This is a genomic window from Kitasatospora sp. NPDC114501, assembly GCF_055633695.1.
This window is the reverse complement of sequence record NZ_JBVKDS010000028.1, coordinates 1-23516: the sequence shown is the minus strand read 5'-3', so window position 1 is coordinate 23516 and position 23516 is coordinate 1. Positions and strand designations below refer to the sequence as shown.

At 74.0% G+C, this 23516-nt stretch carries 18 protein-coding genes; 5 read left to right on the top strand and 13 right to left on the bottom strand.

Going from position 1 to position 23516, the window contains the following annotated elements:
• Positions 1 to 57: 57 nt before the first annotated feature.
• Positions 58 to 726 carry an NAD(P)-binding oxidoreductase gene (locus ACZ7RU_RS35660; RefSeq protein ID WP_470345159.1) on the top strand — a complete coding sequence of 223 codons (669 nt, stop codon included), beginning with the start codon at positions 58 to 60 and terminating at the stop codon, positions 724 to 726.
• Positions 727 to 876: 150 nt separating this feature from the next.
• Here ACZ7RU_RS35660 and ACZ7RU_RS35655 read toward each other — a convergent pair whose 3' ends face one another.
• The 3 genes from ACZ7RU_RS35655 to ACZ7RU_RS35645 form a co-directional block, all read right to left on the bottom strand.
• Positions 877 to 2319 (bottom strand): aldehyde dehydrogenase family protein, encoded by a 1443-nt coding sequence (locus tag ACZ7RU_RS35655; RefSeq protein WP_470345158.1) that lies wholly within the window; start codon positions 2317 to 2319, stop codon positions 877 to 879.
• A 183-nt stretch (positions 2320 to 2502) separates the two neighbouring features.
• Positions 2503 to 4071: a PucR family transcriptional regulator gene (locus tag ACZ7RU_RS35650; protein WP_470345157.1), complete on the bottom strand. Its 1569-nt coding sequence runs from the start codon at positions 4069 to 4071 to the stop codon at positions 2503 to 2505.
• 175 nt (positions 4072 to 4246) lie between these two features.
• Complete coding sequence (locus tag ACZ7RU_RS35645; protein ID WP_470345156.1) at positions 4247 to 6349, bottom strand: ATP-binding protein; 2103 nt, start codon at positions 6347 to 6349, stop codon at positions 4247 to 4249.
• Positions 6350 to 6590: 241 nt separating this feature from the next.
• Here ACZ7RU_RS35645 and gabT point away from each other — a divergent pair, with 241 nt between their 5' ends.
• Both gabT and ACZ7RU_RS35635 read left to right on the top strand, forming a co-directional pair.
• A complete protein-coding gene (gene gabT / locus ACZ7RU_RS35640; RefSeq protein ID WP_470345155.1) occupies positions 6591 to 7931 on the top strand; it encodes a 4-aminobutyrate--2-oxoglutarate transaminase in 1341 nt (446 codons plus the stop codon).
• A 480-nt stretch (positions 7932 to 8411) separates the two neighbouring features.
• Positions 8412 to 9077: a phosphatase PAP2 family protein gene (locus ACZ7RU_RS35635; protein ID WP_470345154.1), complete on the top strand. Its 666-nt coding sequence runs from the start codon at positions 8412 to 8414 to the stop codon at positions 9075 to 9077.
• On the opposite strand, the gene ACZ7RU_RS35630 is transcribed toward ACZ7RU_RS35635, so the two are convergent.
• Positions 9047 to 9382: a DUF2218 domain-containing protein gene (locus ACZ7RU_RS35630; RefSeq protein ID WP_470345153.1), complete on the bottom strand. Its 336-nt coding sequence runs from the start codon at positions 9380 to 9382 to the stop codon at positions 9047 to 9049. The genes ACZ7RU_RS35635 and ACZ7RU_RS35630 overlap by 31 nt on opposite strands.
• 167 nt (positions 9383 to 9549) lie before the next feature.
• Here ACZ7RU_RS35630 and ACZ7RU_RS35625 point away from each other — a divergent pair, with 167 nt between their 5' ends.
• Complete coding sequence (locus ACZ7RU_RS35625) at positions 9550 to 10098, top strand: MarR family winged helix-turn-helix transcriptional regulator (RefSeq protein WP_470345152.1); 549 nt, start codon at positions 9550 to 9552, stop codon at positions 10096 to 10098.
• Here the strand turns inward: ACZ7RU_RS35625 and ACZ7RU_RS35620 are convergent.
• Positions 10013 to 10954 carry an EamA family transporter gene (locus tag ACZ7RU_RS35620; protein WP_470345191.1) on the bottom strand — a complete coding sequence of 314 codons (942 nt, stop codon included), beginning with the start codon at positions 10952 to 10954 and terminating at the stop codon, positions 10013 to 10015. The two genes, ACZ7RU_RS35625 and ACZ7RU_RS35620, sit on opposite strands and share 86 nt — an antisense overlap.
• Before the next feature lie 169 nt (positions 10955 to 11123).
• Here ACZ7RU_RS35620 and ACZ7RU_RS35615 point away from each other — a divergent pair, with 169 nt between their 5' ends.
• The gene (locus ACZ7RU_RS35615; RefSeq protein WP_470345151.1) at positions 11124 to 12029 is read left to right on the top strand and encodes a LysR family transcriptional regulator; all 906 of its coding nucleotides are present in this window, start codon (positions 11124 to 11126) and stop codon (positions 12027 to 12029) included.
• Between the two features lie 51 nt (positions 12030 to 12080).
• Here the strand turns inward: ACZ7RU_RS35615 and ACZ7RU_RS35610 are convergent, their stop codons facing one another.
• From ACZ7RU_RS35610 to ACZ7RU_RS35575, 8 genes are all read right to left on the bottom strand, one after another.
• On the bottom strand, positions 12081 to 12842 hold the full coding sequence (locus tag ACZ7RU_RS35610) for a ZIP family metal transporter (protein WP_470345150.1): 762 nt from the start codon (positions 12840 to 12842) through the stop codon (positions 12081 to 12083).
• Positions 12843 to 13123: 281 nt separating this feature from the next.
• The gene (locus ACZ7RU_RS35605) at positions 13124 to 14848 is read right to left on the bottom strand and encodes a restriction endonuclease (RefSeq protein ID WP_470345149.1); all 1725 of its coding nucleotides are present in this window, start codon (positions 14846 to 14848) and stop codon (positions 13124 to 13126) included.
• Positions 14849 to 14962: 114 nt separating this feature from the next.
• A complete protein-coding gene (locus ACZ7RU_RS35600; RefSeq protein ID WP_470345148.1) occupies positions 14963 to 16798 on the bottom strand; it encodes a hypothetical protein in 1836 nt (611 codons plus the stop codon).
• 468 nt (positions 16799 to 17266) lie between these two features.
• Entirely contained in the window at positions 17267 to 17923 is a 657-nt protein-coding gene (locus ACZ7RU_RS35595) for a YigZ family protein (protein WP_470345147.1), read from the bottom strand.
• A gap of 133 nt (positions 17924 to 18056) precedes the next feature.
• Complete coding sequence (locus ACZ7RU_RS35590; RefSeq protein ID WP_470345146.1) at positions 18057 to 19346, bottom strand: DUF6986 family protein; 1290 nt, start codon at positions 19344 to 19346, stop codon at positions 18057 to 18059.
• A gap of 123 nt (positions 19347 to 19469) precedes the next feature.
• Positions 19470 to 21005 (bottom strand): DUF2637 domain-containing protein, encoded by a 1536-nt coding sequence (locus tag ACZ7RU_RS35585; RefSeq protein ID WP_470345145.1) that lies wholly within the window; start codon positions 21003 to 21005, stop codon positions 19470 to 19472.
• Positions 21006 to 21227: 222 nt separating this feature from the next.
• A complete protein-coding gene (locus tag ACZ7RU_RS35580; RefSeq protein WP_470345144.1) occupies positions 21228 to 21893 on the bottom strand; it encodes a response regulator transcription factor in 666 nt (221 codons plus the stop codon).
• Positions 21845 to 23254: a sensor histidine kinase gene (locus ACZ7RU_RS35575; protein WP_470345143.1), complete on the bottom strand. Its 1410-nt coding sequence runs from the start codon at positions 23252 to 23254 to the stop codon at positions 21845 to 21847. The genes ACZ7RU_RS35580 and ACZ7RU_RS35575 overlap by 49 nt, the downstream gene beginning before the upstream one ends.
• Between the last annotated feature and the right edge of the window lie 262 nt (positions 23255 to 23516).

The following is a 23516-nucleotide window of genomic DNA, read 5'->3' as shown; positions in this document are numbered from 1 at the left end:
GTCCTGTTCGCGGCACTCCCCAGGACGACCTCCGGCCCTTCGGACTACCGTCGGAACATGCGTACCGTCATCGCCGGGGGCCACGGACAGATCGCGCTCCAGCTGGAACGGCTGCTCGCCGCCCGCGGCGAGCGGCCCGCCGGGATCATCCGCCGCCCCGAACAGGCCCAGGACCTCGTCGACGCCGGCGCCGAGCCGCTGCTGCTCGACCTGGAGGCCGCCACCGCCCCGCAGCTCGCCGAACTGCTGACCGGTGCCGACGCGGTGGTCTTCGCCGCCGGCGCCGGACCGGGCAGCGGCGCCGCCCGCAAGAACACCGTCGACCGGGACGCCGCCGTCCTGCTCGCCGACGCCGCCGAACTCGCCGGGGTCCGCCGGTACCTGATGGTCTCGGCGATGGCCGCCGACGCCGAGGCGCGCCACCCCGCCGACGAGGTCTTCGAGACCTACCTGCGGGCCAAGGGCGCCGCCGACGACGCCGTCCGCGCCCGGACCGCCCTGGACTGGACGGTGCTGCGCCCCGGGCGGCTCACCGACGGCCCCGGCACCGGCCTGGTCCGGCTGGCCCCCTCGGTCGACCGCGGCGCGGTGGACCGGGCCGACGTGGCCGCCGTCCTGGCCGCCCTGCTGCACGAACCCGGCACCGCCGGACTAACGCTGGAGCTGGTCGCCGGGAACGCCACCGTCGAGGAGGCGGTCGCCGCGGCCGCCGGGCACGACGGCTGAACCGGCGCGGGGCGCGGACGTGAACGCGTACGCGAACGCCGTACGCGGGGAGGGGCGCGGACGCGAGGAGGGCCCGGTTCGGCGAACCGGGCCCTCCCACTGCTGCCGCCGCGCTGCTACGGCACCGCTACGGCCTCGCTACGGCATCGCTCAGAGGTCGAGGCCGGTCAGGACCATGACCTTCTCGACCGTGTAGTCGGCCATCGCGTACTTGACGCCCTCACGGCCGACACCGGAGTCCTTGACGCCGCCGTACGGCATCTGGTCGGCGCGGTAGGACGGCGCGTCGCCGATGATCACACCGCCGACCTCCAGCTCCCGGTGGGCGCGGAAGGCGGTCTGGAGGTCGTGGGTGAACACGCCCGCCTGGAGGCCGAACGCCGAGTCGTTGACGGCCGCGAAGGCCTCGTCCACGCCGTTCACCCTGTGCAGCGACAGCACCGGGCCGAACACCTCGGCCTTGGCCAGGATGGCGTCCCCGGGCAGGTCGGCCAGCACGGTCGGGGCGTAGGTCGCGCCCTCGCGGGTACCGCCGGCGAGCACCTTGGCACCCTTGGCGACCGCGTCATCGACCCAGGACTCGACGCGCTTCGCGGCGTTCTCGTCGATCAGCGGGCCGACGTCGGTCGCGTCGTCGCTCGGGTCACCGGTGACCTGCGCCTTGACCTTGGCGACGACCTTCTCCGCCAGCGCGTCGTACACCGAGGCGTCGGCGATGACCCGCTGCACCGAGATGCAGGACTGGCCGCCCTGGTAGTTGGCGAACATCGCGATCCGGGTGGCCGCCCAGTCCAGGTCGGCCTCCGAGGACCAGTCGGCCAGCACCACGGCCGCGGCGTTGCCGCCGAGCTCCAGGGTGCAGTGCTTGCGCGGCACCGAGTCCATGATCTGGTAGCCGACCTTGTCCGAACCGGTGAAGGAGATCACCGGCAGGCGCTCGTCCTGCACCAGGGCCGGCATCCGGTCGTTCGGCACGGTCAGGATCGACCAGGAACCGGCCGGCAGGTCGGTCTCGGCCAGGATCTCGCCCAGCACCATCGCCGACAGCGGCGTCGCCGGAGCCGGCTTCAGGATGATCGGGGCGCCGACCGCGATCGCCGGGGCGACCTTGTGGGCGACCAGGTTCAGCGGGAAGTTGAACGGGGCGATCCCCAGCACCACACCGCGCGGGAAGCGGCGCACCACCGCGAAACGGCCCACGCCGCCCGGGTCGGTGTCCAGCCGCATGGTCTCGCCGTTGGTGCGGCGCGCCTCCTCGGCGGCCCAGCGGAAGACCGACACCGCGCGGCCGATCTCACCGCGGGCCCACTTGATCGGCTTGCCGTTCTCGGCGCTGACCAGCTGGGCGAGCTCCTCGGTGCGCTCGGTCAGCCGCTTGGCCACGTGGTCCAGGGCGGCGGCACGCTGGTGCGCCGGGGTGGCGGCGAACACCGGCAGCGCGGCGACGGCGGCGTCCAGCGCCTCGTCGACCTGGGCCTCGGTCGGGATGCTCACCTTGCCGACCAGACGGCCGTCCCAGCTGTTGTGCACCTCGAAGTCGGCGTCGCCGCTCGCCCGGCGGCCGGCGAGCCAGAAATCGTACGTGGTGGTCACCGTGGTACCGGCCCTCTCCTCGTCTGTCCTACGGCCCACGGACGTGGGACCCGGATCTGAGGGTAGGCGGGGCGGCGCGCGGACCGGATTGGCCGACTAGGAGCGTTCGCCCCCGAGGCCACTCCACCGCGTCCTACGGGAGCCGCTGTTCCTCCCCGGGGGCGGCCGTTCCCCGCCGGGGCCTCACTCCTCGCCGGAACGGAGTGCCAGCCACAGCTCCATCCGGACGTCCGTGTCGTCCAGCGAGCGGCCCAGCAACTCCTCGACCCGGCGCATCCGGTAGCGCAGCGTGTGCCGGTGCACGCCCAGGTCGGCCGCCGCCGCGTCCCACTGGCCGTGCCGGGACAACCACGCCCGCAGCGAGGCCACCAGGTCCCCGCGGGCCGTCCGGTCGTGCTCCCGCAACGGCCGCAGCAGCCCCTCCGCGAAGGCCGTCACCGCGTCCTCGCCGAGCAGCGGCAGCAGCGACCCCGCGCCGACCTCCTCGTGGTCCACCGACCGGCGGCCACCGCGCAGCGCCACCGCCAGCGCCCGCTCGGCCTGCGCGTGCGCCGTCCCGGCGTCCTCCAGCGCGGCCGGCGCCGAGACGCCCAACGACAGGCCCTCGTGCTCCTCCACCACGCCCAGACAGGCCCGGTGCACCGCTCCATTGTCCAGCGCCAGCACCATCAGCCGCGGCCCGTGCGCACCGTCCTCCCGCGCCACCAGCAGCTTCTCGCCCACCCGCGCACCCGCCTGCTCGGCCCGGTCGCCCAGCTCCCCGAGCGCCTCCGCGGCATCCGCGCCGGCCGGCCCGGCCCCGGCCACCAGAACCCGTATCGTCCCCTCCGGCAGGCCGCCGAACAGCCCCACCGCCACCTGCCGGGCCGTCGCCACCTCACCCGCCAGCACCATCCGCAGCAGCGCCGCGCCCATCCGCTCCTCGGCCTGCCGCAACTCCCGCGAACGCTCCAGGGTGAGGGTCAGCAGCGCCACCGCCGCGTTCAGCACGTACCGCTCGGTCGGCGTGATCCGGTCCTCGGTCCCGACCGCCAGGAAGCCCCGGGCTCGCCGGTCCGCCCCCAGCGACTGGACCACCACGTAGTCCTCGTCCGCCGTGTCTATCCCCGGCGCGCGCCCCTGCAACGCCGCACTCGACGGCGCCGGCCGCCGACGCAGCCGGTCCACCTCCGCCGCCAGCCGCCCCGCCCGGCGCGCCGCCCAGTCCGGAGCCACCACCGACAGCGCGCCCGACCCGTCGTACAGCGCCGCCCAGCCCCCCAGCCGGGCCGCCAGCCGACGCACCACCGCCGTCGTGCCGTCCTTGCCGAGCGCCGCCCGGGTCAGCTCCTCCTGCGCCTCGAAGCTGGTCGTCACCGCCTCGTACTGCTCCGCGGCCAGCGCCGCCGACACCACCTTGCTGATCGCGATGAACGGCGTCGGCTCCGGCACCCGCAGCAGCGGCAACCCGCGCTGCGCCGCCGCGTCCACCAGCGGCTGCGGCACCTCGGTGTGCGACAACCCCACCCCGAGCCCCAGCCCGACCACCCCCGCGTCGGCCAACCGGTGCACGTACGCCTGCAACTGCGCCGCCGTACGGCCCAGCTTGATACCGGTGGTGAGCAGCAGCTCGCCACCCTCCAGGAACGGCGTCGGGTCGTCCAGCTCACTGGTGTGCACCCAGCGGACCGGCCGCTCCAGGTGATCCGCACCGGCGAGGACCGTCAGGTGGAGCGACGTGTTGCGGACGACGGAGGCGAGTGTGGGGGGCATGGCACCTTCGGGGGATCGACCTGACCGCGCCGTTGCGGCCGGGCGAGGAGAGGGACGTGGGACTGGTGAGGGTCTCTCCCCTTCATTATGGACGCTCCGGACAACCCGCACTGCCGAATCCACCTCGAAGGCGACTTCCCGGCGGCCCCGCCGTCAGCCCACCGTCAGTCCGCCGTCAGTCCCTGAGATCCACCAGCAACGGCGGCACCTGCTCCCCCGACACCGCCGTCAACGACACCACCGCGTGCCCCGCCGGCAACGCGTGCGCCAGATCCGACGGCGACCACCGCAACCGCTCCACCTCCCGCGTCGTCACCGACTCCGTCCGCGCCGTCGTCCCCGACAACGCCTTCCGCCCGACCCGCCCGGCCCGCCGGATCATGCCACCGGAGGTGTCGGGGGTGTGGGTGACCTCCGTCTCGTGGACAACGTGCGTGCCCCACGCTTCGGAGAAGAACTTCCCGTCCCATGGGGCGATCCCGGGGAAGACCATCCGGCAGCCCACGGCCCCGAACAAGGGGGTCCTCAGCGATTCCGGCAGATCCATCAAGGTACGAAGCAGCAGTACCGCGCCCGCATTGGCACCCCGCATCCGTTGGAGACCGCGAACGGTGTTCGCATCCAGCGCGGCGGACGCGTCGTCCACCACCAGTCCGGCGAACAGCGAGCGGTCCCTACGGGCGGCCGCCGCTACGACGAACTGTCCCACGACGAGACGGGAGAGGATCCGGGCGGCCTCAGGGTGGCTTCGTTCGGGCAGCTTCACCCGAACCCGGAGCGGGTGATCGAGTGCGCGCATGGCAAAGGGCAGACGACCCGTGCCGTCCGTGGCGAATGCCCCCTCGAAGGCCGGACGGTCGAGCAGTGCCAAGCGATCCGCCAGGAGAATCCCCGGGTCATCGGCACGTTCCTGCTGCCGCTGCCGGTACTCGAGGTCCCGCTCGTAGACCGACAGCTGGCCCGCTGCCCGAAGGGCCTTGACGAGCGGTTCCATCACCTCCGGCTCCCCGGAAAGCAGCGCCCGCAGTTCACGAACTCCCGGATAGCGTCCATAGGCGGTGCTGAACGGTCCGACTACCTGCTGAAGCGTCGTCCGGGTACTCTCCGCGCGCGCGATCAGCTCGTCCGGCAGCAGCGCGTCCGCGAGTCTGGCGGCTGCCTCATCGGGATCCTGCGTCGCTCCGTACAGGTCCAGCCCGTAGACCGACCCGGGCTCGCCCGGTGCGATCACCACGTCGTACCAGTCGTCCGGGCCGAGGTCCGAGTCCGCTGCCCCGACCACAACGACGCATGCCGTCCCGGCCAACGTCTGAAGGCAGAGAGCTTCCGTGACGGGGCGGGCGAGTCGAGCCGTCTTGCCGGTTCCCGCAGGACCGACGGCCAGTAGCGATGTCCCCAGAACGGCGGGGTCCAAGGCGAATCCGGTCGCCCGGTGGCCGTGCGGGTTCTTCACCACGTCCTGCGTCGTACCGAGCCGCACCTGTTGCAGCAACAGGTCATGCCTGGCCTGCCTGGTCACCAGGTCCCGGGTCTCCGAAGGATGCGAGAAGGCGGCGGCACCCCGGGCGAGCACCTGGTCGACGAATGCGGGAAGGAAGGCAGCATCGGCCTGGGCGGACTCCCAGGCCCGTTGGATTCGGACGTAGTCGACATCCCCGGCCTTCGCGTGGTCCAGTTTCTCGGCCGCCGCCGACGCTCCGCCCGATCGCTGGGCAAACCAAGGGTCGGCAACGGACGAGGCATCGGCGCCGACCACGGGCCTGGCCGTAGCTGGGCCTTCATGGGTGATTGCCCGGGCTAGGACTGGAGCGACGTTCTTCCGCCACCCGGAGCGCGTGAGGAACCGGCGGCCGACCTCGCGCCACCGTCCGGTGCGCCAGAACACCGCGGCCGCGCAACTGATGGTGATCAGGTTGATGAGGACCTGGACGGTGTTGAACTGTTCCGGCGACGTCCCGGCGAACCATCCGAGGAGCCCCACCACCCATACGAGCACGAATGTACCGATGTAGTAGGTCGCGACGGTGGCGACGAGGTTCAGGGCTGCACGCCACAGCAGCTGCCCGGTGGGTACCTTCGCTTCCTCCGCCTCGGTGGGATCGGTCCATTTGTAGCCCTGGCGGAAGATCCCGGGAGCCGCCTCCGGTCGAGGAAGCGCCACCCACGCCGGAAGGTCGAAGGCCCCGTCCGCACCCGCGGCGGGCCGTTGGTGGGGCACCGCCGTCGGGGGTCTGGTGGTGGTGCGCTCGCCGTGGTGGTGTGCCCCGTCCTGTGCCATGTACGGCCCCGCTCCCTCGCCCGCCCGGCCCGACCGCCGTCGGTGCCGCCATACCCATGCCGCCGTACCGGCGACACGCCCGCGCTCAGGGTAGTGGAGCGTGGCCTGCGGGTAGTCGTGCCGCCCGCGCTGGCCGTGCCGGACAAGTCGGGCGGCGCACTGCTACCGAGTGGCGCGTGCCGGGGTGGGGAGGGCGGCCGTAGCCTGCGAAGCACCGAGCCGAGAAGTCTGGAGAAACCCCATGAGCGCCGCAACGCCGCTCCCGCAGGAGCGCCGCCTGGTCACCGCGATCCCCGGTCCGAAGTCGCAGGAGCTGCACGCCCGCAAGCTGGGTGCGGTGGCGGCCGGTGTCGGCACCACCCTGCCGGTGTACGTGTCCCGTGCCAACGGGGGCGTACTGGAGGACGTGGACGGCAACTCGCTGATCGACTTCGGCTCCGGCATCGCCGTGACCAACGTCGGCAACAGCGCCGAGGCCGTGGTGGCCCGGACGACCGAGCAGTTGGCCAACTTCACCCACACGTGTTTCATGGTGACCCCGTACGAGGGTTACGTGGCCGTCGCCGAGCAGCTGAACGAGCTGACCCCGGGTGACCACGAGAAGCGCACCGCGCTGTTCAACTCGGGCTCCGAGGCCGTCGAGAACGCGGTGAAGATCGCCCGCGCCTACACCAAGCGCCAGGCCATCGTGGTGTTCGACCACGGCTACCACGGCCGCACCAACCTGACCCTGGCGCTGACGGCGAAGAACCTGCCGTACAAGCAGGGTTTCGGTCCGTTCGCCCCCGAGGTCTACCGGGTGCCGGTCGCCTACCCGTACCGCTGGCTGACCGGTGCGGAGAACGCCGCCACCGAGGCCGCCGCCCAGGCGATCGACACCATCAACAAGCAGATCGGCGCGGAGAACGTCGCCGCGATCATCATCGAGCCGATCCAGGGCGAGGGCGGCTTCATCGAGCCGGCCAAGGGCTTCCTGCCGGCGATCGTGGAGTTCGCGAAGGCGAACGGCATCGTGTTCGTCGCGGACGAGATCCAGACCGGCTTCTGCCGTACCGGCCAGTGGTTCGCGTGCGAGGACGAGGGCATCGTCCCGGACCTGATCACCACCGCCAAGGGCATCGCGGGCGGTCTGCCGCTGTCGGCGCTGACCGGCCGCGCCGAGATCATGGACGCCGCGCAGACCGGCGGCCTGGGCGGCACCTACGGCGGCAACCCGGTGGCCTGCGCCGCCGCGCTGGGCGCCATCGAGACCATGAAGGAGCAGGACCTCAACGGCAAGGCGCGGCGGATCGGCGAGATCATGCTGGGCCGCCTGCGGGCGATGCAGGAGAAGTACGAGATCATCGGTGAGGTCCGCGGCCGCGGCGCGATGATCGCCATCGAGCTGGTGCTGCCGGGCGGCAAGGAGCCGAACGCGGAGGCCACCGCGGCCATCGCCAAGGCGTGCCACGCGGAGGGCCTGGTCGTGCTGACCGCCGGCACCTACGGCAACGTGCTGCGCTTCCTGCCGCCGCTGGTCATGCCGGAGCACCTGCTGAACGAGGGCCTGGACATCCTGGAGGGCGCGTTCGCCGCCCTCTGAGCGGTGTCGCCCGTCAGGTGGTGAACCCCCTCCGGAGGGTTGTCCGGACAGCGCTGAACGGCCCGTGGGGACCTCTGGTCCGCACGGGCCGTTCGGTTTGCGGGCGCGCCGCGCGGGCGGTCCGGGCATGATCGTCGGGGCGTCCGGGAGGTCGCCCGGCGCAGGGTGAAGATGATGTGCGGAATCGCTGAAGGCGCTCGGCGCGGAAGGGGTGTTGACGTAGTGTCATCACAGATGGACAGCGAGCCTCAGCCATTGGCGCGGCCGTCCGCGGGGCCCCTTCCGGGGCCTCTTCCGCGGGTGCCGCACGAGGACGACCAGGCCGGCCCGGGAGGGTCGGCGCACACCGAAGGCCGATCGACCGACCGTCCGCCCCACACCCCCCGGGACGCGCGGAACGGCGATCATCAGAGCCGCCCCGGAGCTCTCCCCCCTGCTCCGGGGCGGCTGTTCGCCGTCCTGGGCCGGGCGGCGCGGTCGGTGGCCGTGCCGGTGGTGGCGGCGGTGCTGTTGCTGGTGGTGTCCTGGCAGGTCGCGGCGGACGGGCCGCTGCTGGGCGTGGACCGCTGGGTCCGCCGGGCGGTCCGCACGGCCCACCGGGAGTTCCCGAACGCGCTGCTCGACCGGCTCGGCCACCTCCTGTCGGACCTGGGCAGCGGTGTCCCGGCGGTTCCGGTGCTGCTGCTGGCGGGCGCGGTGGCCGCCTGGCGGGGGCGCCGGGCCGGGGCGGGGCGCTGGTGGCCGCCGTTGCCGGTGGCGGCGCTGACGGCGGGGCTGATCCCGCTGCTGGTGGTCCCGGCGAAGTCGGCGTTCGCCCGGCCGGGGCCGCTCGGGGAGCCGCTGACGGCGGGCCAGTGGGGCTGGTACCCCTCCGGTCACACCGCGACCGCGACGGTCTCGTACGGGGTGGCGGCGCTGCTGCTGGCCCGGGTGGCGGGGCCGCTCGCCGCCCGGGGGCTGGCGGCGGGTGCGGTGCTGCTGTCGCTCGGGGTGGGCGCGGGGCTGGTGTGGAGCGACTTCCACTGGCTGTTGGACGTGGTGACGAGCTGGTGCCTGGCCGTCCTGGTGCTGTGGTCGCTCGCCCGGTGGCTGCCGCGGCCGGGTGCCGGGGGGCGTCAGGCCTCGGGGTCCTCCTCGTTGCGGTGAACCAGGCCGGGCTCGCCGTTGTCGCGGTGCCACTCGATGACGAGTTCGTCGCGGGCGCCGAAGCGGACCAGGTGGCGCCCGACGACGTCCTCCAGGCCGGGCAGGTTCTCGCGCTCGCCCTCGACGGCGAGCAGCAGCGCGTCCGGCCGCGCCTCCAGGGTGGCGGTACCGGCGCTGAAGATCATCGTGCCGCGGCCGGTCTCCTCGGAGTAGACGGCCTCGATCTTGCGCCCCATGTGGGCGGCGAGCTGCTTGGCGTAACGGCCCGGGCGGTCGGTGGCGACGCGGGCTTCGGAGCGGGGCATGGGCCCTCCAGGGTCAGGGAAGGGAACTTAGGGTTCCCTCACTAGGCGCAACGCTAACCCAGATGCTGAGCTAAGCTCAACATATTTCCGCGACCGACCTCCGCCGCCGGCCGCGGGCCCCGGACCGGCGGCTACCCTTGGGCGGACGCCAGCCGAGGAGACCGCCGATGACCACCACGCCGACCGACGAACCGGCGGACTCCTCCCCCGGCCCCCGACCCGGCACCGCGGGCACCCCCGAGACCTCCGGCGCCTCCGGCACCGCCGCCGAACTGGCCGACGCGATGACCAGGGCGATCAAGCGGATCCGCCGTCAGACCGGCTGGCGGCTGGAGCCGTACGGCATCACCCCGGGCCAGGCCCGGGCACTGCGCACGCTCGCCCACGTGCCCGGCTGCGAGACTCCCGACCACGCGATGCGGCTGAGCGACCTCGCAGACAAGCTGCACATCGCCCCGCGCTCGGCGACCACCGTGGTCGACGCGCTGGAGGAGGCCGGCCTGGTCGAGCGCAGCCCCGACCCGGCCGACCGGCGGGCGGTGCGGATCCTGCTGACCGAGGCCGGGCGGGCGGCGGTGGAGCGGATCGGGCAGGTCCGGGACGAGGTGGCGCAGGAGTACTTCGGCGAGGTCAGCCCCGCCGACGAGGAGGTGCTGCTACGGGTGCTGCGTTCCGCCGAGGCCCGCTTCCTCGCAGCCGGGCCACCGCGCCGCTAGCGGCCCCCGGACGCAGCGCGGTGATCCCGATCCCGGCGATCACCAGCAGCGCGGCCGCGGCGGCCGTCGGGCTGATCCGCTCGCCGAGCAGCAGCCAGGCCGAGGACATCCCGAACACCGGGACCAGCAGCGAGTAGGGCGCGACGGCGGTCGCGTCGTAGCTGCGCAGCAGGAAGCTCCAGGCGACGAAGCCGAGCAGGGTGGAGACCAGCCCGACGTAGCCGATCGCCCCCAGTCCGGCCGGGGTGATGTCGCGCAGGGCGCGCAGGTCCGCCTCCGGCCCCTCGACCAGCAGGGACAGGGCCAGCAGCGGCAGCGGCGGGACGGCGCTGACCCAGACCATCCAGCGCAGCGCGTCGGGCGGCGCGGCCCTGCGGGTCAGCACGTTGGCCAGGCCCCAGGCGACGGCGGCCAGGACGACGAGGGCGAAGGCCCCGAGCGGTCCGCCGGCGCCCTGGTCCCAGGCGCTCAGCGCGATGCCGGCGAAGGCGACCGCCAGGCCCGCCAGCCGCCGCCCGCCGGGCCGTTCGCGCAGCAGCACGGCGGCGAACAGCACGGTGAAGCCGGCCTGCCCCTGGAGCACGAGGGAGGAGAGCCCGGCCGGCATGCCGGCGTGCATGCCGAGGAAGAGCAGCCCGAACTTGACCACCCCGAGGACCACGCCGACCGCCACCACCCAGCGCCAGGCCACCCTGGGCGGGCCCACGAAGAACACCGCCGGCACCGCGACGACCGCGAACCGCAGGGCGCAGAAGAGCAGCGGCGGGAAGCTGTCCAGGCCGACGTGGATCAGGACGAAGTTGAGGCCCCAGACGGCGGCCACCAGGACGGCCAGGGCGATGTGGCGCGGGCTCATGCCGCCCGGGCTGCCGGTGTTTCCCATGCTGCTCGTGGTGCCCGTGCTGCCCGTGCCGGGCTGGCCGCTCGGGGCGGCGGCGGTTGTCGCGGTCATGGGTCGAGCATGGTGGCGCCGGACCGTGTAGCACCAGCGATGAATGCTGAAGGGGACACTTTAGGATCACTTCATGATGGATCTGGGGCGCCTGCGCGCGCTGCACGCGGTGGCGGTGCACGGTTCGGTCGGCGGAGCGGCGGCCGCACTCGGCTTCACGCCCTCGGCGGTCTCGCAGCAGATCGCCAAGCTGGAGCGGGAGACCCGGACGGTGCTCCTGGAGCGGCAGGGCCGGGGCGTGGTGCTGACCGACGCGGCGCGCGAGCTGGCCGTCACCGCGCAGACCGTGCTGGGGCTGATGGAACGGGCCGAGGTGCGGCTGGAGGAGCAGCGCGGCCAGGCCGTCGGGCGGCTGCTGGTGGCCGCGTTCCCGTCCGGTGCCCGCGGACTGATGCCCGCGACACTGGCCGATCTGCGGCGGCGCTGCCCGGAGCTGGACGTCCGGCTGCTGGAGCGCGACCCCTACCCGGCGGCCGAGCTGGTGGCCCGGGGCGAGGTGGACCTGGCGCTGGTGCAGGACTGGCCGACCGTGCCGCTGCCGGTGCAGGAGGGGGTCTCCCGGATGGACCTCGGCACGGACCCGGTGGACCTGCTGTTGCCCGCCGACGACGGGCTGGCCGCGCTCGACCCGGTGCCGGTGGAGCGGCTGTGCGGGCAGCGCTGGATCAGCGTGCCGCCCGGCAACATCTGCCACGACTGGCTGGTCCGCACCCTGCGCGAGGCCGGCGAGGAGCCGGACGTGCGCTACCAGGTCGGGGAGTTCGAGACGCAGATCGCGCTGGTCGCGGCCGGGCTGGGGATGGGCCTGGTGCCGAGGCTCGGCCGGGGCCCGCTGCCGCCCGGGGTGGCGGCCCGCCGGGTGACGCCGGAGCCGAGCCGCCGGGTGTTCGCGCTCTGGCGCTCCCAGGCCTCCCGGCGGCCGGCCATCACCGAGGCGCTGGCCTCCATGCGGGAGTGCTGGGGGCGGCTTCCGGTCTGAGCGGGCGCCTCCTGCCGGCCTCGTACGGGCTCGTTCGGGCTCGTAAGTGCTTCAGCCGGCGAAGCCGATCACCAGCCACATGAAGCCGACCCCGGCGACGGTGCAGAGCAGGGTGCTGCGCGAGGGGTGCGGGCTGTGGGCCTCCGGGAGGATGTCGGAGGTCGCCAGGTACAGCAGGAAGCCGGAGAAGAAGCCCAGGTAGAGGCCGAGCAGGTGCTCGGAGATGGTGAACGCCAGGGTGATCGCCGCGCCGGACACCGGGGCCAGCGCGTCCGCGGCGAGCAGGGTCAGCGCCCGCCGCCGGTTGTTCCCGTACAACCGGGTGATCGTGTACGTGTTGAAGCCGTCGGCGAAGTCGTGCGCGACCACCGCGATGGCCACCACCGTGCCGACCGTGGTGCCGGCCTGGAAGGCGGCGCCGATCGCGAAGCCGTCCATCACGCTGTGCCCGACCAGGGCCAGCGCGGCGGTCAGCCCGATGCCCTGGCGCCCGGCGGAGTGGTCGTGCCCGTGGTGGCCGTGGGAGTGGGCGGCGTACTCGCCCTCGTGGCCGCGGTGGATGGCGACCGCGCGCTCGACCACGTGGATGGTGAGGAAGCCGGCCGCGAACATCAGCAGTGCCTGCGGTACGCCGTGCACCTCGCCCGGCGCCTGGTGGATCGCCTCGGGCAGCAGGTCGAAGGCGACCACGCCGAGCATCAACCCGGCGGCGAAGCCGAGCACCAGGTGGCGGCGGTCGCGGGTGCGCTGGGCGACGAAACCGCCGACCAGGGTCATCAGGAACGCCGCGGCGGCGACCAGTACCGCGGTCATCGGATCGGCTCCGCCCCAGGTCCGGCCGGATGGCCGGGGCCTTGGTCGGGTGGTCCGCCGAACGCTCTGCCCATTCCTCTCCCCCTGGGATCCGCCCGTGGCCGGGCCGATCGCCGACCGTACCGGACGCCCGTTCGACGGTGATCACCCGGGGTGCCGGGACCGGGCCGGGAGCCGTTCCCCCAGCCTCGGCCCGGGCCCACCGGGGCGCCCGCCGGACGGGCCGCCGACTGGGCCGCCGGAGTGAGGCCGCCCGTCGGCGCGGCCTGTCGGCGGGCGGGTCAGCCGCCGGTGGCGAGCGGCAGGCCGAGGTGGGTGCGGGCGAGTTCGCGCACTCCGTCGCCGTCGATCAGGTGGATGTGCCGGTGGCGCTCCCCGGCGGTGAGGTCCAGCACCTCCTCGGTGAACCGGCCGGTGGTCAGCCGCAGGCCGCGCTCGGCGGACTCCTCCCCGACCGCCTCGGCCAGGGTCTCGATCTGCTCGGCACCGATCGACGCGGCGTCCCGGGAGGCCCAGACCACCCAGCGGCCGGGCAGCGCCGTCCCCGGTGCGCCCTCGCCGGTGGCGACCAGCCCGGCCGGGCCGCGCAGCCGGACGCTCCACTGCGCGATCCCGCCACGGGTCAGCAGGTCCCGCACCAGCTGGGCGAACTCGTTGGCGGACAGGTCGGAGGCGGCCGGCACCGTGACCCCGGCCCGGGCGGCCGGCTGGACCCCGGCCCGGGCGTACGGGTCCGGGGTGACGGCGGCACCGAGCCCGCGCAGCCGCACCAGCGCCTCGTCCTGCTCGGCGTCGGCGTAGACCCCCTCGTCGTCGCGCTCCTCGTACGGGGTGCCCGGCGGCAGCAGCCGGGTGCGGGCCAGGGCGTCGCGGTCGGCGTCCACACTGACCAGGCAGAGCGGCTCGGCCGCGGCGGGATCGCGCAGCCAGCCGTTGAGCACGACACCGGCGAGTATCTCGTCGGTGTCGACGGCGTCGGCGGCCTGCAGGGCGCGCAGGGCGAGCCGGGCGACCAGCCGCAGGTAGTCGGTGGCCCGGTCCGCGGGCGGGCGGGGTACCGGGAGGATGTCGCCGTCCGGGGCGAGCCGGTAGCCGACGAGCGAGGGCACCAGGTCGAGCGGGGGCAGGTCGAGGTCCAGCACGGCGGTGCGGGTGAGCGGGCGGAAGACCGCCCGGCATGGCGCGGGCAGGTCCTGGGTGGCGGTCTCGGCGGCGGCCAGCGCCCGTTCCAGCAGCGACTCCACGGCGGCCGGCTCGGCCAGCCGGTAGGCGCGCCGGCACTCCTCCAGGCTCTCGTTGTACTCGCGCACGGCGCGGGCCCGGGCCTCCTCGGCGGCCTCGTGGGCGCGCCGGGACTCGTCGGCGGCCGGGCTGCCGGCCTCGGCCCGCCGGGTGCGCCACTCGCGCAGGGCGCGCTGGTGGGTGAGCCGGGCCTGGGCCAGCTCGCGCTGGTAGCCGGAGTCGAGCAGCCGGCGGGACGGGCCGCTCTCCGGGTCGGCCGCGGCCGGCTCGGCGGGCGCGAAGTCCTCCCAGCGGGGCTCGGACTCCTCGACCGTGTCGGGGCCGTCGGCCGGGTAGGGGCGGGGCTGGTAGTGGCGCAGCTGGCTCTCGAAGTCCATGGCCGAGACGGGCAGCGCGGCCCGCCGCAGCAGGTCGGCCAAGCGGTCGTGCTCGGCCTGGACGGCGAGCGTGCGGTGGTGGGTCAGGGCGGCGGCCCGGGCGTGCGCCGCCACGGCCTCGTCCGGATCGGCCTCGCCGGGGCCTGCGGGGCCCGGGGCGGCGGGCCCCTCACCGATCGGACCGCCACCGATCGGACCGCCACCGATCGGACCGTCACCGGACGGGCCGTCACCGGCCGTGCCGCCGCTGGGGCGGCCGGTGGCGGCACCGTCCGGCGCGCGCTCCTCCTCGGCCCCGAGGTCTCGGAAGACCGAGGCGAGGAAGCCCGGCCGGGGGAACTGGACGGTGGCGGTTCCCTCGGACTGGCCGTCTGCTGAGTACTGCATCGGTCGTCGTTCCCCCATGCTCGTCCGGCGCCTGCCCGGGGCGATCGGCGAGCCTGAGGACCCGCCCCTGCCGGACATTGTCCCCCGAACGGGCGCAGCGGTCAGCCAAGCCGCTCAGTTGGTCCGGGTGTTGGTCAGGTGCAGACCGATGTAGCCGACGTAGATCCGGCCGCTGCCGGAGCAGTCGTCCAGGTAGTGCAGCCGGGGCGCGGTGCGGCCACCGCCGATCCGCAGGTGCGCGCCCATGAACGCGCGCCGGGAGGAGTCGACGCATTCCGGCACCGGCAGCATCCGCTCGCGCTTCCACTTGGTGTGGCTGAACACCGTCCGGGACTCCCCGCGGACCGCCTTGCGGGGCGGGAAGCGGCGGCAGCCCTCAGGGGTGCGCTCGCACCACTGCTTGAAGTCCCCGCCGGCCGCACCGCGCACGGCCGCCTCGGCGTACTCCTGAAGGGCGGTCAGCCCGTCCCAGGCGAGCCTGGCCCAGCCGGCGCCGGTGCACTGGAGCTCGTCCAGGGCGAGCGCGTTCTTCTGGTCACCGGTGAAGGTCACCAGGGGGAACTCGCCCAGTCTGGCCATGAGTTCGGTGAAGGTCTCGGGCGTGCCGCAGCGGTCGGGGGGCTGGGCGGCCGGGTGCGTCCCGGCGCCCGGCCCGTTGCCCGGTGCGACGCAGTGCCGCCCGGTCAGGGCGCGGGTTCCGGAGTGGAGGCGGCCGTCACGGATGTCCCGGCCGTCACGGCCCTGCCCCCGCTCGCGGTGTTCGCGGCGCTCCAGGCGCAGGGTGTGCCGGACCCGCTCCAGCTCGTCGGCCCTGGCCTGCTGCTCGACGCGGTCCTGCTGCTCCTCGCGGGCGAGCGCGGCCAGTTCGTCGCCGTGGTGCGCGGCGGCCCGGCCGGTGGTCCGTTCCGCGGCCTGCTCGGCGTCGTGCTCGGCCGTCCGACCGACGGCCTGCTCCGCGACCTGTTCCCCGGACCGTTCCGTGGCCCGCTCGACGGACTGAGCCGTGGCCTGTTCCGCGGCCTGTTCCGCGGTCTGTTCCGCGGTCTGGCGGAGCTGCGGCGGCGGGACGCGCAGCACCGGGACGGCCGCCAGCGGCGGCGGCAGCGGCTGTTCGGCGGCCAGGCGGCGCGGCTCGCGGGCGAGCAGGCCGGCGGCGCGGCGCAGGTCCTCTTCTATTCGGCCCCGGGCGAGCACCGGATGTCGGGCGCTGTCCTGGCGGGAGGCCGGGTCGACCTCGGGGAGGTAGGTGCGCACCGCCCCGCCGTAGACGGTGTGGTACTCCAGTGCGACGTTGAACCCGATGCGGGCGCCGGGGTCCAGCACGTAGGCGGTGGCGAGGCCGGGCAGTTGCTGGCAGAGCGGGGCCACCACGTCCTGCACCCAGCGGTCGAGCGGGAGGTTCACCGGGACGCTGGCCACCACGGTGGGCAGCCTGCGCTCGGGGTCGCACAGCTCGTCGATCAGGGCGTCGACCTCGTCGGCCGTGATCACCCGGGGTGCGGAGTGGACGGCGGCCGGGCCGTCGGTGGCGTCGAGCAACGGGAGGAGCGAGCGGGCGAGTTCGGGCACCGGTACCCGGCACGGGGTGCGCACGCCGCTGCCGGTGCTGTGGGTCTCGGCCTCCAGCCGGACCCAGGTGGGGCCGTCCGTGGCGGTGGCCAGGGTGAGGGTGAGCTGCTGGGTGCCGTGCGGGGCCGGGGTGCGCAGGCGGCGGCGGTCGTAGCGGCCGGCGTCCGGGTCGCCGCGCAGCGGACCCTGGTCGCGGTCGAGCAGGACGCGCTCGCCCAGGCGTAGGCGCTCGGTGGTGGGAGCCGGTTCGGCGCTCCGCCCGGCGGGGGCGGGACCGGCCGGCGGGGGCTCCTCGAAGCCCTCCTGTTTCAGCCAGGAGGCCAGCTGTTCGTCGGCCAGGGCGACGGCCTCGGCGTGTGCCAGGGCCGTGGTGACCGTCATCCGGTAGGGCGTCGCGGGACCGCGGGCACCGGGCAGGTCGCCGGCGGCGTGCGAGCGGACGCGGTTCGGGGCGGGGCGGTTGGCGAGCGGATGGTTCGGAGCCGGGCGGTTCGCGGTCGAGTGGGTCGAGGTCGGACGGTTCGCGGTCGGGTTCGTCCCGGTCGGGTTCGTCGCGGACTGGGGATTCGAGGTCGAACGGTCTGAGGTCATGCGCATGCCTCCGCGGTGCGGGGTCGGGTCCTGTGTCCTCCATCGATGGTTTCGTCCGGTTCTGCCGGAACCTTGCCCAGGAAACGCCACGGCCCGGAGCGGAAGTTCCAACTCCGGGCCACGACACTACGTTCGGGTGAATCTACTCAAGCGGACTTCCGCGTGGCGCGGGCCCTGGTCTACGGGAAACGGCCGGTCACGGGCCTTCCGACGGACCGTCCGACCCTCCGGGCCCACGGGTGCCACCCGCCCCCGTGGTCAGACCGGCACCTCGACGTAGGTGCGGCCGGCCGGGACCGCCACCGCGGTACCGCCGGTCGCCTCGGCCAGCCAGGTGTGGAACTCCGCCACGTCCGGCTCCGGCACGCCCACCTCGATCCGTACCCCCGTGGCCTCGTAGGCCAGGTCGCTCACCGCGTACCCGGCGGCCCGCAGGTCGTTCTCCACCCGCCCGGCCCGGACGTGGTCCACCGTCACCGCCAGCAGCGCGACCGGCCGGCGCTCCAGCAGACCGATCTCGTCCACCGCCTCCGACACCGCGTTCCCGTACGCCCGCACCAGGCCGCCCGCACCGAGCTTGATCCCGCCGAAGTACCGGGTGACCACGGCGACGGTGTCGGTCAGCCCCCGTCGGCGCAGCACCTCCAGCATCGGCACCCCGGCCGTGCCGCCGGGCTCGCCGTCGTCGCTGGAGCGCTCCCGGTGCTGCTCGTCGCCGACCACGAAGGCGGTGCAGTTGTGCCGGGCGTCCCAGTACTGCTTGCGGATGCCGGCGATGAAGGCCTGCGCCTCCTCCTCGTCGGCGACCCGGGCGAGGTGGCAGATGAACCGGGACTTCTTGATCTCGATCTCGTGGCTGCCGGCCCGCCGGATGGTGAGGTAGGGCCTGGCGGTCGGCTCCGGCGTGGCGGCCATGGCGCGGGGGTCCTCCCGAGGACGGCGAAGGCTGACGGCGCACGCCCCGGGACACCGGAGCGGCACCGCCAGCCTAGTTGGCGCGCGGCGGGAGGGATCAGCGGCCGGGACCGACGGCCCGCCGCAGGAGGGATCAGCGGCCGGCCAGGGCGTTCAGCCGCTCGCGGTCCAGGCCCGTCAGCGCGGTGACCTCGGCGAGGTCGACGGCGCCGCAGTCCAGGCCGCGCAGCAGGTAGCCGCTCAGCGCCCGGGCGGTGGCCGGTTCGTCCATCACGTCGCCGCCCGCCTTCGCGACGTACGCGGCCAGCCGGGCGGCGGCGGCCGCCAGGCCCTCGCGGTAGAAGGAGTAGACCGCGGTGTAGCGGGTCGGCAGGTGCGCCGGGTGCATGTCCCAGCCCTGGTAGTAGGCGCGGGCCAGCGAGCGGCGGACCAGGCCGTGGTGGAGCTTCCAGGCGGCGTGCACCTGCTCGGTGGAGCCGGCCGGGACGACGTTGGTCGAGCCGTCGGAGAGCCGGACCCCGGTGCCGGCCGCGGCCACCTGCATGACCGCCTTGGCGTGGTCGGCGACCGGGTGGTCCATGCTCTGGTGGGCGGCGCTGACGCCGCAGGCGGCGCTGTAGTCGAAGGTTCCGTAGTGCAGGCCGGTGGCGCGGCCCTCCGCGGCCTCGATCATCCGGGCGACGGTGGCCCGGCCGTCCGGGCCGAGGATCGCCTGGGTGGTCTCGATCTGGATCTCGAAGCCGATCCGGCCGGCGGGCAGCCCGGCCCGGGCCTCGAAGTCCTCCAGCAGCCGGACCAGCGCGGTGACCTGCTCGGCGTAGGTCACCTTGGGCAGGGTCAGGACCAAGCCCTCCGGCAGGCCGCCACCGGCCAGCAGGGTGGCCAGGAACAGTTCCAGGGTGCGGATGCCACGGGCCCGGACGGGCGCCTCCAGGCACTTGATCCGGATGCCCAGGTACGGCGGGGCGCCGCCCTCGGCCACCGCCGCGGCGACCAGCTCGGCGGCGCGGACGGCGGCCGCGTCCTCCTCGGTGTCGGGGCGCGGGCCGTAGCCGTCCTCGAAGTCGATCCGCAGGTCCTCGATCGGCTCGCGCTCCAGCTTGGCGCGGACCCGGGCGTGCACGTCGGCGAGCAGTCCGTCGTCCGCGACCCCGAGGGCGCGGGCCAGCTCGGCGGGGGTGGCGGCGTGGCGGTCGAAGGCCTCCAGGGCCCGGCGGCCCCACTCCCGCACGGTGTCGGCGCCGAAGGCGTCCGCCGGGACGTAGACGGTGTGCACCGGCTGCCTGGTGCCGGGCTCGCCCGGGTAACGGCGCGCCAGGTCGGCGTCGACCGGGGCGAGCAGCACCTCCACGGCGGCACGGGCCGCGGAGGAGAAGGTGGCCCCGTCCGTCGGCCCGTGCCCGTCGACCCCGACCCGTGTCATCCGCACTCCTCCATGACGAACCAGCGCTTCAACATTTTGTTGAGGCGAAGGTAGCTCCGGCGGAATCGGGCGTCAATGGCCACCCGGGCCCCGGACGGTGGCGGCTGGGGGCGGTCCCTGCGGTCAGTCCCTCCCGGCGGCGGCGTAGCGCTCGTTCAGAGCCGGGTAGAGGTCGGCGACCTCCTTGGGATGGACCGAGCCGTTCGGGCCCTTGCCGGTGACACCGAACTCCCTGGTCAGCCAGTCGGCGAGACGCTGGGCGTCGGGCTGGTGGGTGTGGGCGTCCATGTACGACAGCAGCGCCTCGTAGGCGAGGTCGAGATCGAGGTGCGCCGGTACCGGACGGGCTTCGGACACCTCACCGGGAACGAGCTCATCGACCGGCTCCGGGGACGGCTCCTCGGCCACCGGTACGGCGTTGAACCACGGCGAGGTCGCGCGGGGCGCCGGGCCGACGGGGGCGGTCGGGGCGGCAGGGACAGCGGGGGCGGCAGGAGCCTGGGGTCCTGCGGGAGGAGCCGGGGTGGTTGCGGCATCGGGTCGGTGGGCGCCGGTGCGGGCCTGTCCGGCCGCCCAGACATCGACCTCGTCTCCGCGCTGCGTCGGGACCTCGACGGGCTCGCCTTCCGGCTCGGCCTCGACGCGCCGACGCACGGCGGCCAGCTTCACCAGCACCGGTGCGGCCACCTCGACGGGTACCGGCGGGACGGTGGCCTGGGCCGGGGCCTGGAGCTCGGGCTCCGGCTGGAGTCGCTGCGGCTGCGCCGGGGCCTGGGCCGGCACGGGCTCGGTCCGGGGGGTCGACTCGGGCCGGGGTCGCGGGTGCTGGACCGGATCCGCCTCGACCGGGGCGATCGCCGCGGCGGCCCGGCCCTCCTGGAGTTCCGGCTCCGGGGAGCCCTGCTCGGCGGCCTCCACGGCCCCGGCCCCGGCCACCTCGACTTTCGCGGCTTCGACCTTCGCGGCCTCGACCTCACGGCCGTCGTCGTCCAGCCGGTCGAGCAGCGCCGGGTCCAGCGGCACGCCGAACTTGGCGAGCTTGAGCGGCAGCAGCGCCTGGATCGGCGCCGAGCGACGCCAGCCACGGCCGTACCGGAAGCGCAGCTGCGCCCGGTAGACCAGACGGTTCTGCTCGAGTCGGATGACCTCGTCGTAGGAGCGGAGCTCCCAGAGCTTCATCCGCCGCCAGAGCCGGAAGGTCGGTATCGGGGAGAGGATCCAGCGCATCACCCGGACCGACTCCATGTGCCGGTCCGCCGTGATCGCCGCGATCCGGCCGACCGCGTGCCGCGAGGCCTCGACCACGACGACGAAGAGCACCGGGATGACGGCGTGCATCCCCATGCCGAGCGGATCGCCCCAGGAGGCGGCCGCGTTGAAGGCGATGGTGGAGACGGTCAGCAGCCACGCGGTCTGCCGCAGCATCGGGAAGGGGATCCGCAGCCAGGTCAGCACCAGGTCGAGTGCGAGGAGCACCACGATGCCGGCGTCCACGCCTATCGGGAAGGCGTAGGAGAAGGCGCCGAAACCCTTCTGCTCGGCCAGCTCGCGCACCGCGTTGTACGAACCCGCGAAGCCGATGCCCGAGATGATGCAGGCACCGGCCGCGACCAGGCCGAGCAGGCCCCGATGGGCCTTGGTGAGCGTTGGGCGTGCCATTACGTCTATCAACCCCTGGATGTCGGCTGCTGCCGTACGCTGCCACGGCTGCCGGGTCCCGCTGGTCGGGCCGCCGGACGGCTGAGCAACCTCCGGGCTCGGCCCCCCGGAGTTTACTCGTACACGTGTTTAAGCGTTTCCACAGCCTGGGGTGTCACAGTGCGGTGGCCCGGCGCCGGCCTCCGGCACCGCGTGGAGCTGCGCCGGAGGCCGAGCGGACCGTCAGCGGGTCTGCTCCGCCGTGCCGTTGAGGTAGGTCAGTACGGCCAGCACCCGGCGGTTGGCGTCCTCGTCGGGGGCGAGTTCGAGCTTGCCGAAGATGTTGGCGATGTGCTTGGCCACCGCGCCGTCGCTCACCGAGAGCCGGGCGGCGATCGCCGAGTTGGAACAGCCCTCGGCCATCAGTTCCAGCACCTCGCGCTCGCGCGGGGACAGTCGAAGCAGCGGGCCGGGTCGGCGCGAGGTCGTCTGCATCAGCTTGGCGATCACGTCCGGATCCATCGCCGTGCCGCCCGCCGCGACCCGGCGGACCGCGTCGATGAACTGTCCGGCGTTGAACACCCGGTCCTTCAGCAGGTAGCCGATCCCCCCGGTGCCGTCGGCCAGCAACTCCCGCGCGTAGAGCTGCTGGACGTGCTGCGACAGCACCAGGACCGGCAGGCCCTGGATCTCCCGCCGAGCCTTGAGCGCGGCCTGTAGGCCCTCGTCGGTGAGTGTCGGGGGCAGCCGGACGTCGACCACGGCCACGTCCGGGCGGTGGGTCAGCAGCGCCTCCAACAGTTCGGGACCGGTCTCCACCGCCGCGGCGATGGTGAAGCCGTGCGCTTCCAGCAGCCGGATCAGGCCTTCGCGAAGGAGGTAGAGGTCCTCGGCGAGGACAACTCGCACGGCAACTCCAAGGTGATGGTGGTGGGTCCGCCCGACGTGCTGTCGATGGAGAGGACACCGTCGAAGGTACCCAATCGCTTCTCGATCCCGCGCAGCCCCGTCCCCCGCGAAGGGTCCGCCACCCCCATGCCGTCGTCCGTCACCGTGACCCGCAGGCGGCCGGCCCGGTGCAGGATGTCCACCCACACCTGGTCCGCCCCCGAGTGCTTGGCCGCGTTGGCCAGCAGCTCGCTGATGCTGAAGTACACGGCGGCCTCCACCGGGGCCGGCGGCCGGTCCGGCAGGCTCACGCACACCTCGGTCGGCAGCGCGCTGTCCAGTGCCAGGGCCCGGACGGCGTCGCCCAGTCCGCGCTCGGCGAGCACCGGCGGGTGGATGCCGCGGACCAGGTCGCGCAGCTCCTGGAGGGCCCGGGCCGAGGACTGGCGAGCCTCGGCGAGGAGCTCCCGCGCGGCCTCCTGGTCGGTGTCCATCAGGTGCTCGATGGTGCCCAGTGTCATCCCGATCGCGACCAGTCGCGCCTGGGCCCCGTCGTGCAGGTCCCGCTCGATCCGCCGCAGCTCGGCCGCCTGGTTGCCCGCCGCGTCCGCCCGCGTCTCGGTCAACTCGGCCACCCGCCTGGTCAGCTGGGCGTGCGTCGCCCGGCCGTCCTGGTCCAGCACCCGGCGGGCCGCCTCCGCGTACATCCGCACCGCGAACGGTGCCACGAGTGCGCCGACGGCGACCATGGCGGCCCCGAGCACGACGCTCAGCAGGACGGACACCATCCGGCCGTTCAGCGGCCCCACCCCGTCCGCCGGCACCGGCCCCGAGAGGATGTAGCCGACGCCCAGCCCGAGCAGCACGGCCACCGGCCCGACCAGGGCGACCACGAGGACCGGGTTCACCACCATCCAGAGCAGCTCGGCGCGAGTGGTCCGGTCCCGCAGGCCCCAGTGGACGATCTGCGCGTACTTCGCCACCGTCCGCGAGCGGTGGTAGGTGTAGCCCGTCCACCAGTGGCCGCGGCCGTCCAACTCCAGCTCCGGACGGGGCTCGTACGTGGCCGGCAGCCGTATGCCGAACCAGCGCTCCAGCTGACCTCGGGTCCGGGCGGCCACGCCGCGGACGAGGAACGCCGCCACCACCGAACCGCCGAACGCCGCCACCAACAGCGCGGCGATGATCACCGGGGAGTAGTTCTGGAGCATCTGGGCCGCGATCACCCCCGAGAGAACGGCAGCCGCCACCGGCAGCGCGACCCCCGGCACCGCGCTCAGCAACACCACGACCAGTCGGATCAGCCCCTCACCGCCGGCCGCGAGGGCGGCCCGGGCCTGCGCACGTACGGACGTGCCGCTCGTACGACTCACTGTTGTCACGGGAAGCTCCTGATGCCGGTACCGATCGTCCACCATCAGTGTTCACGAACCGCCCGACACCCGCACTGGCCATGGCACCCCAATTCCGGGGTGGAGCTAGGACCACCTGCTGGTGGACGAAGTGACACCAGCGAGTGAGATGATCCGGAAACGCGAAGAACCCCCACCCGGAAACCGGATGGGGGTTCTTCAGCAATGATTGTTCGGCGGCGTCCTACTCTCCCACAGGGTCCCCCCTGCAGTACCATCGGCGCTGAAAGGC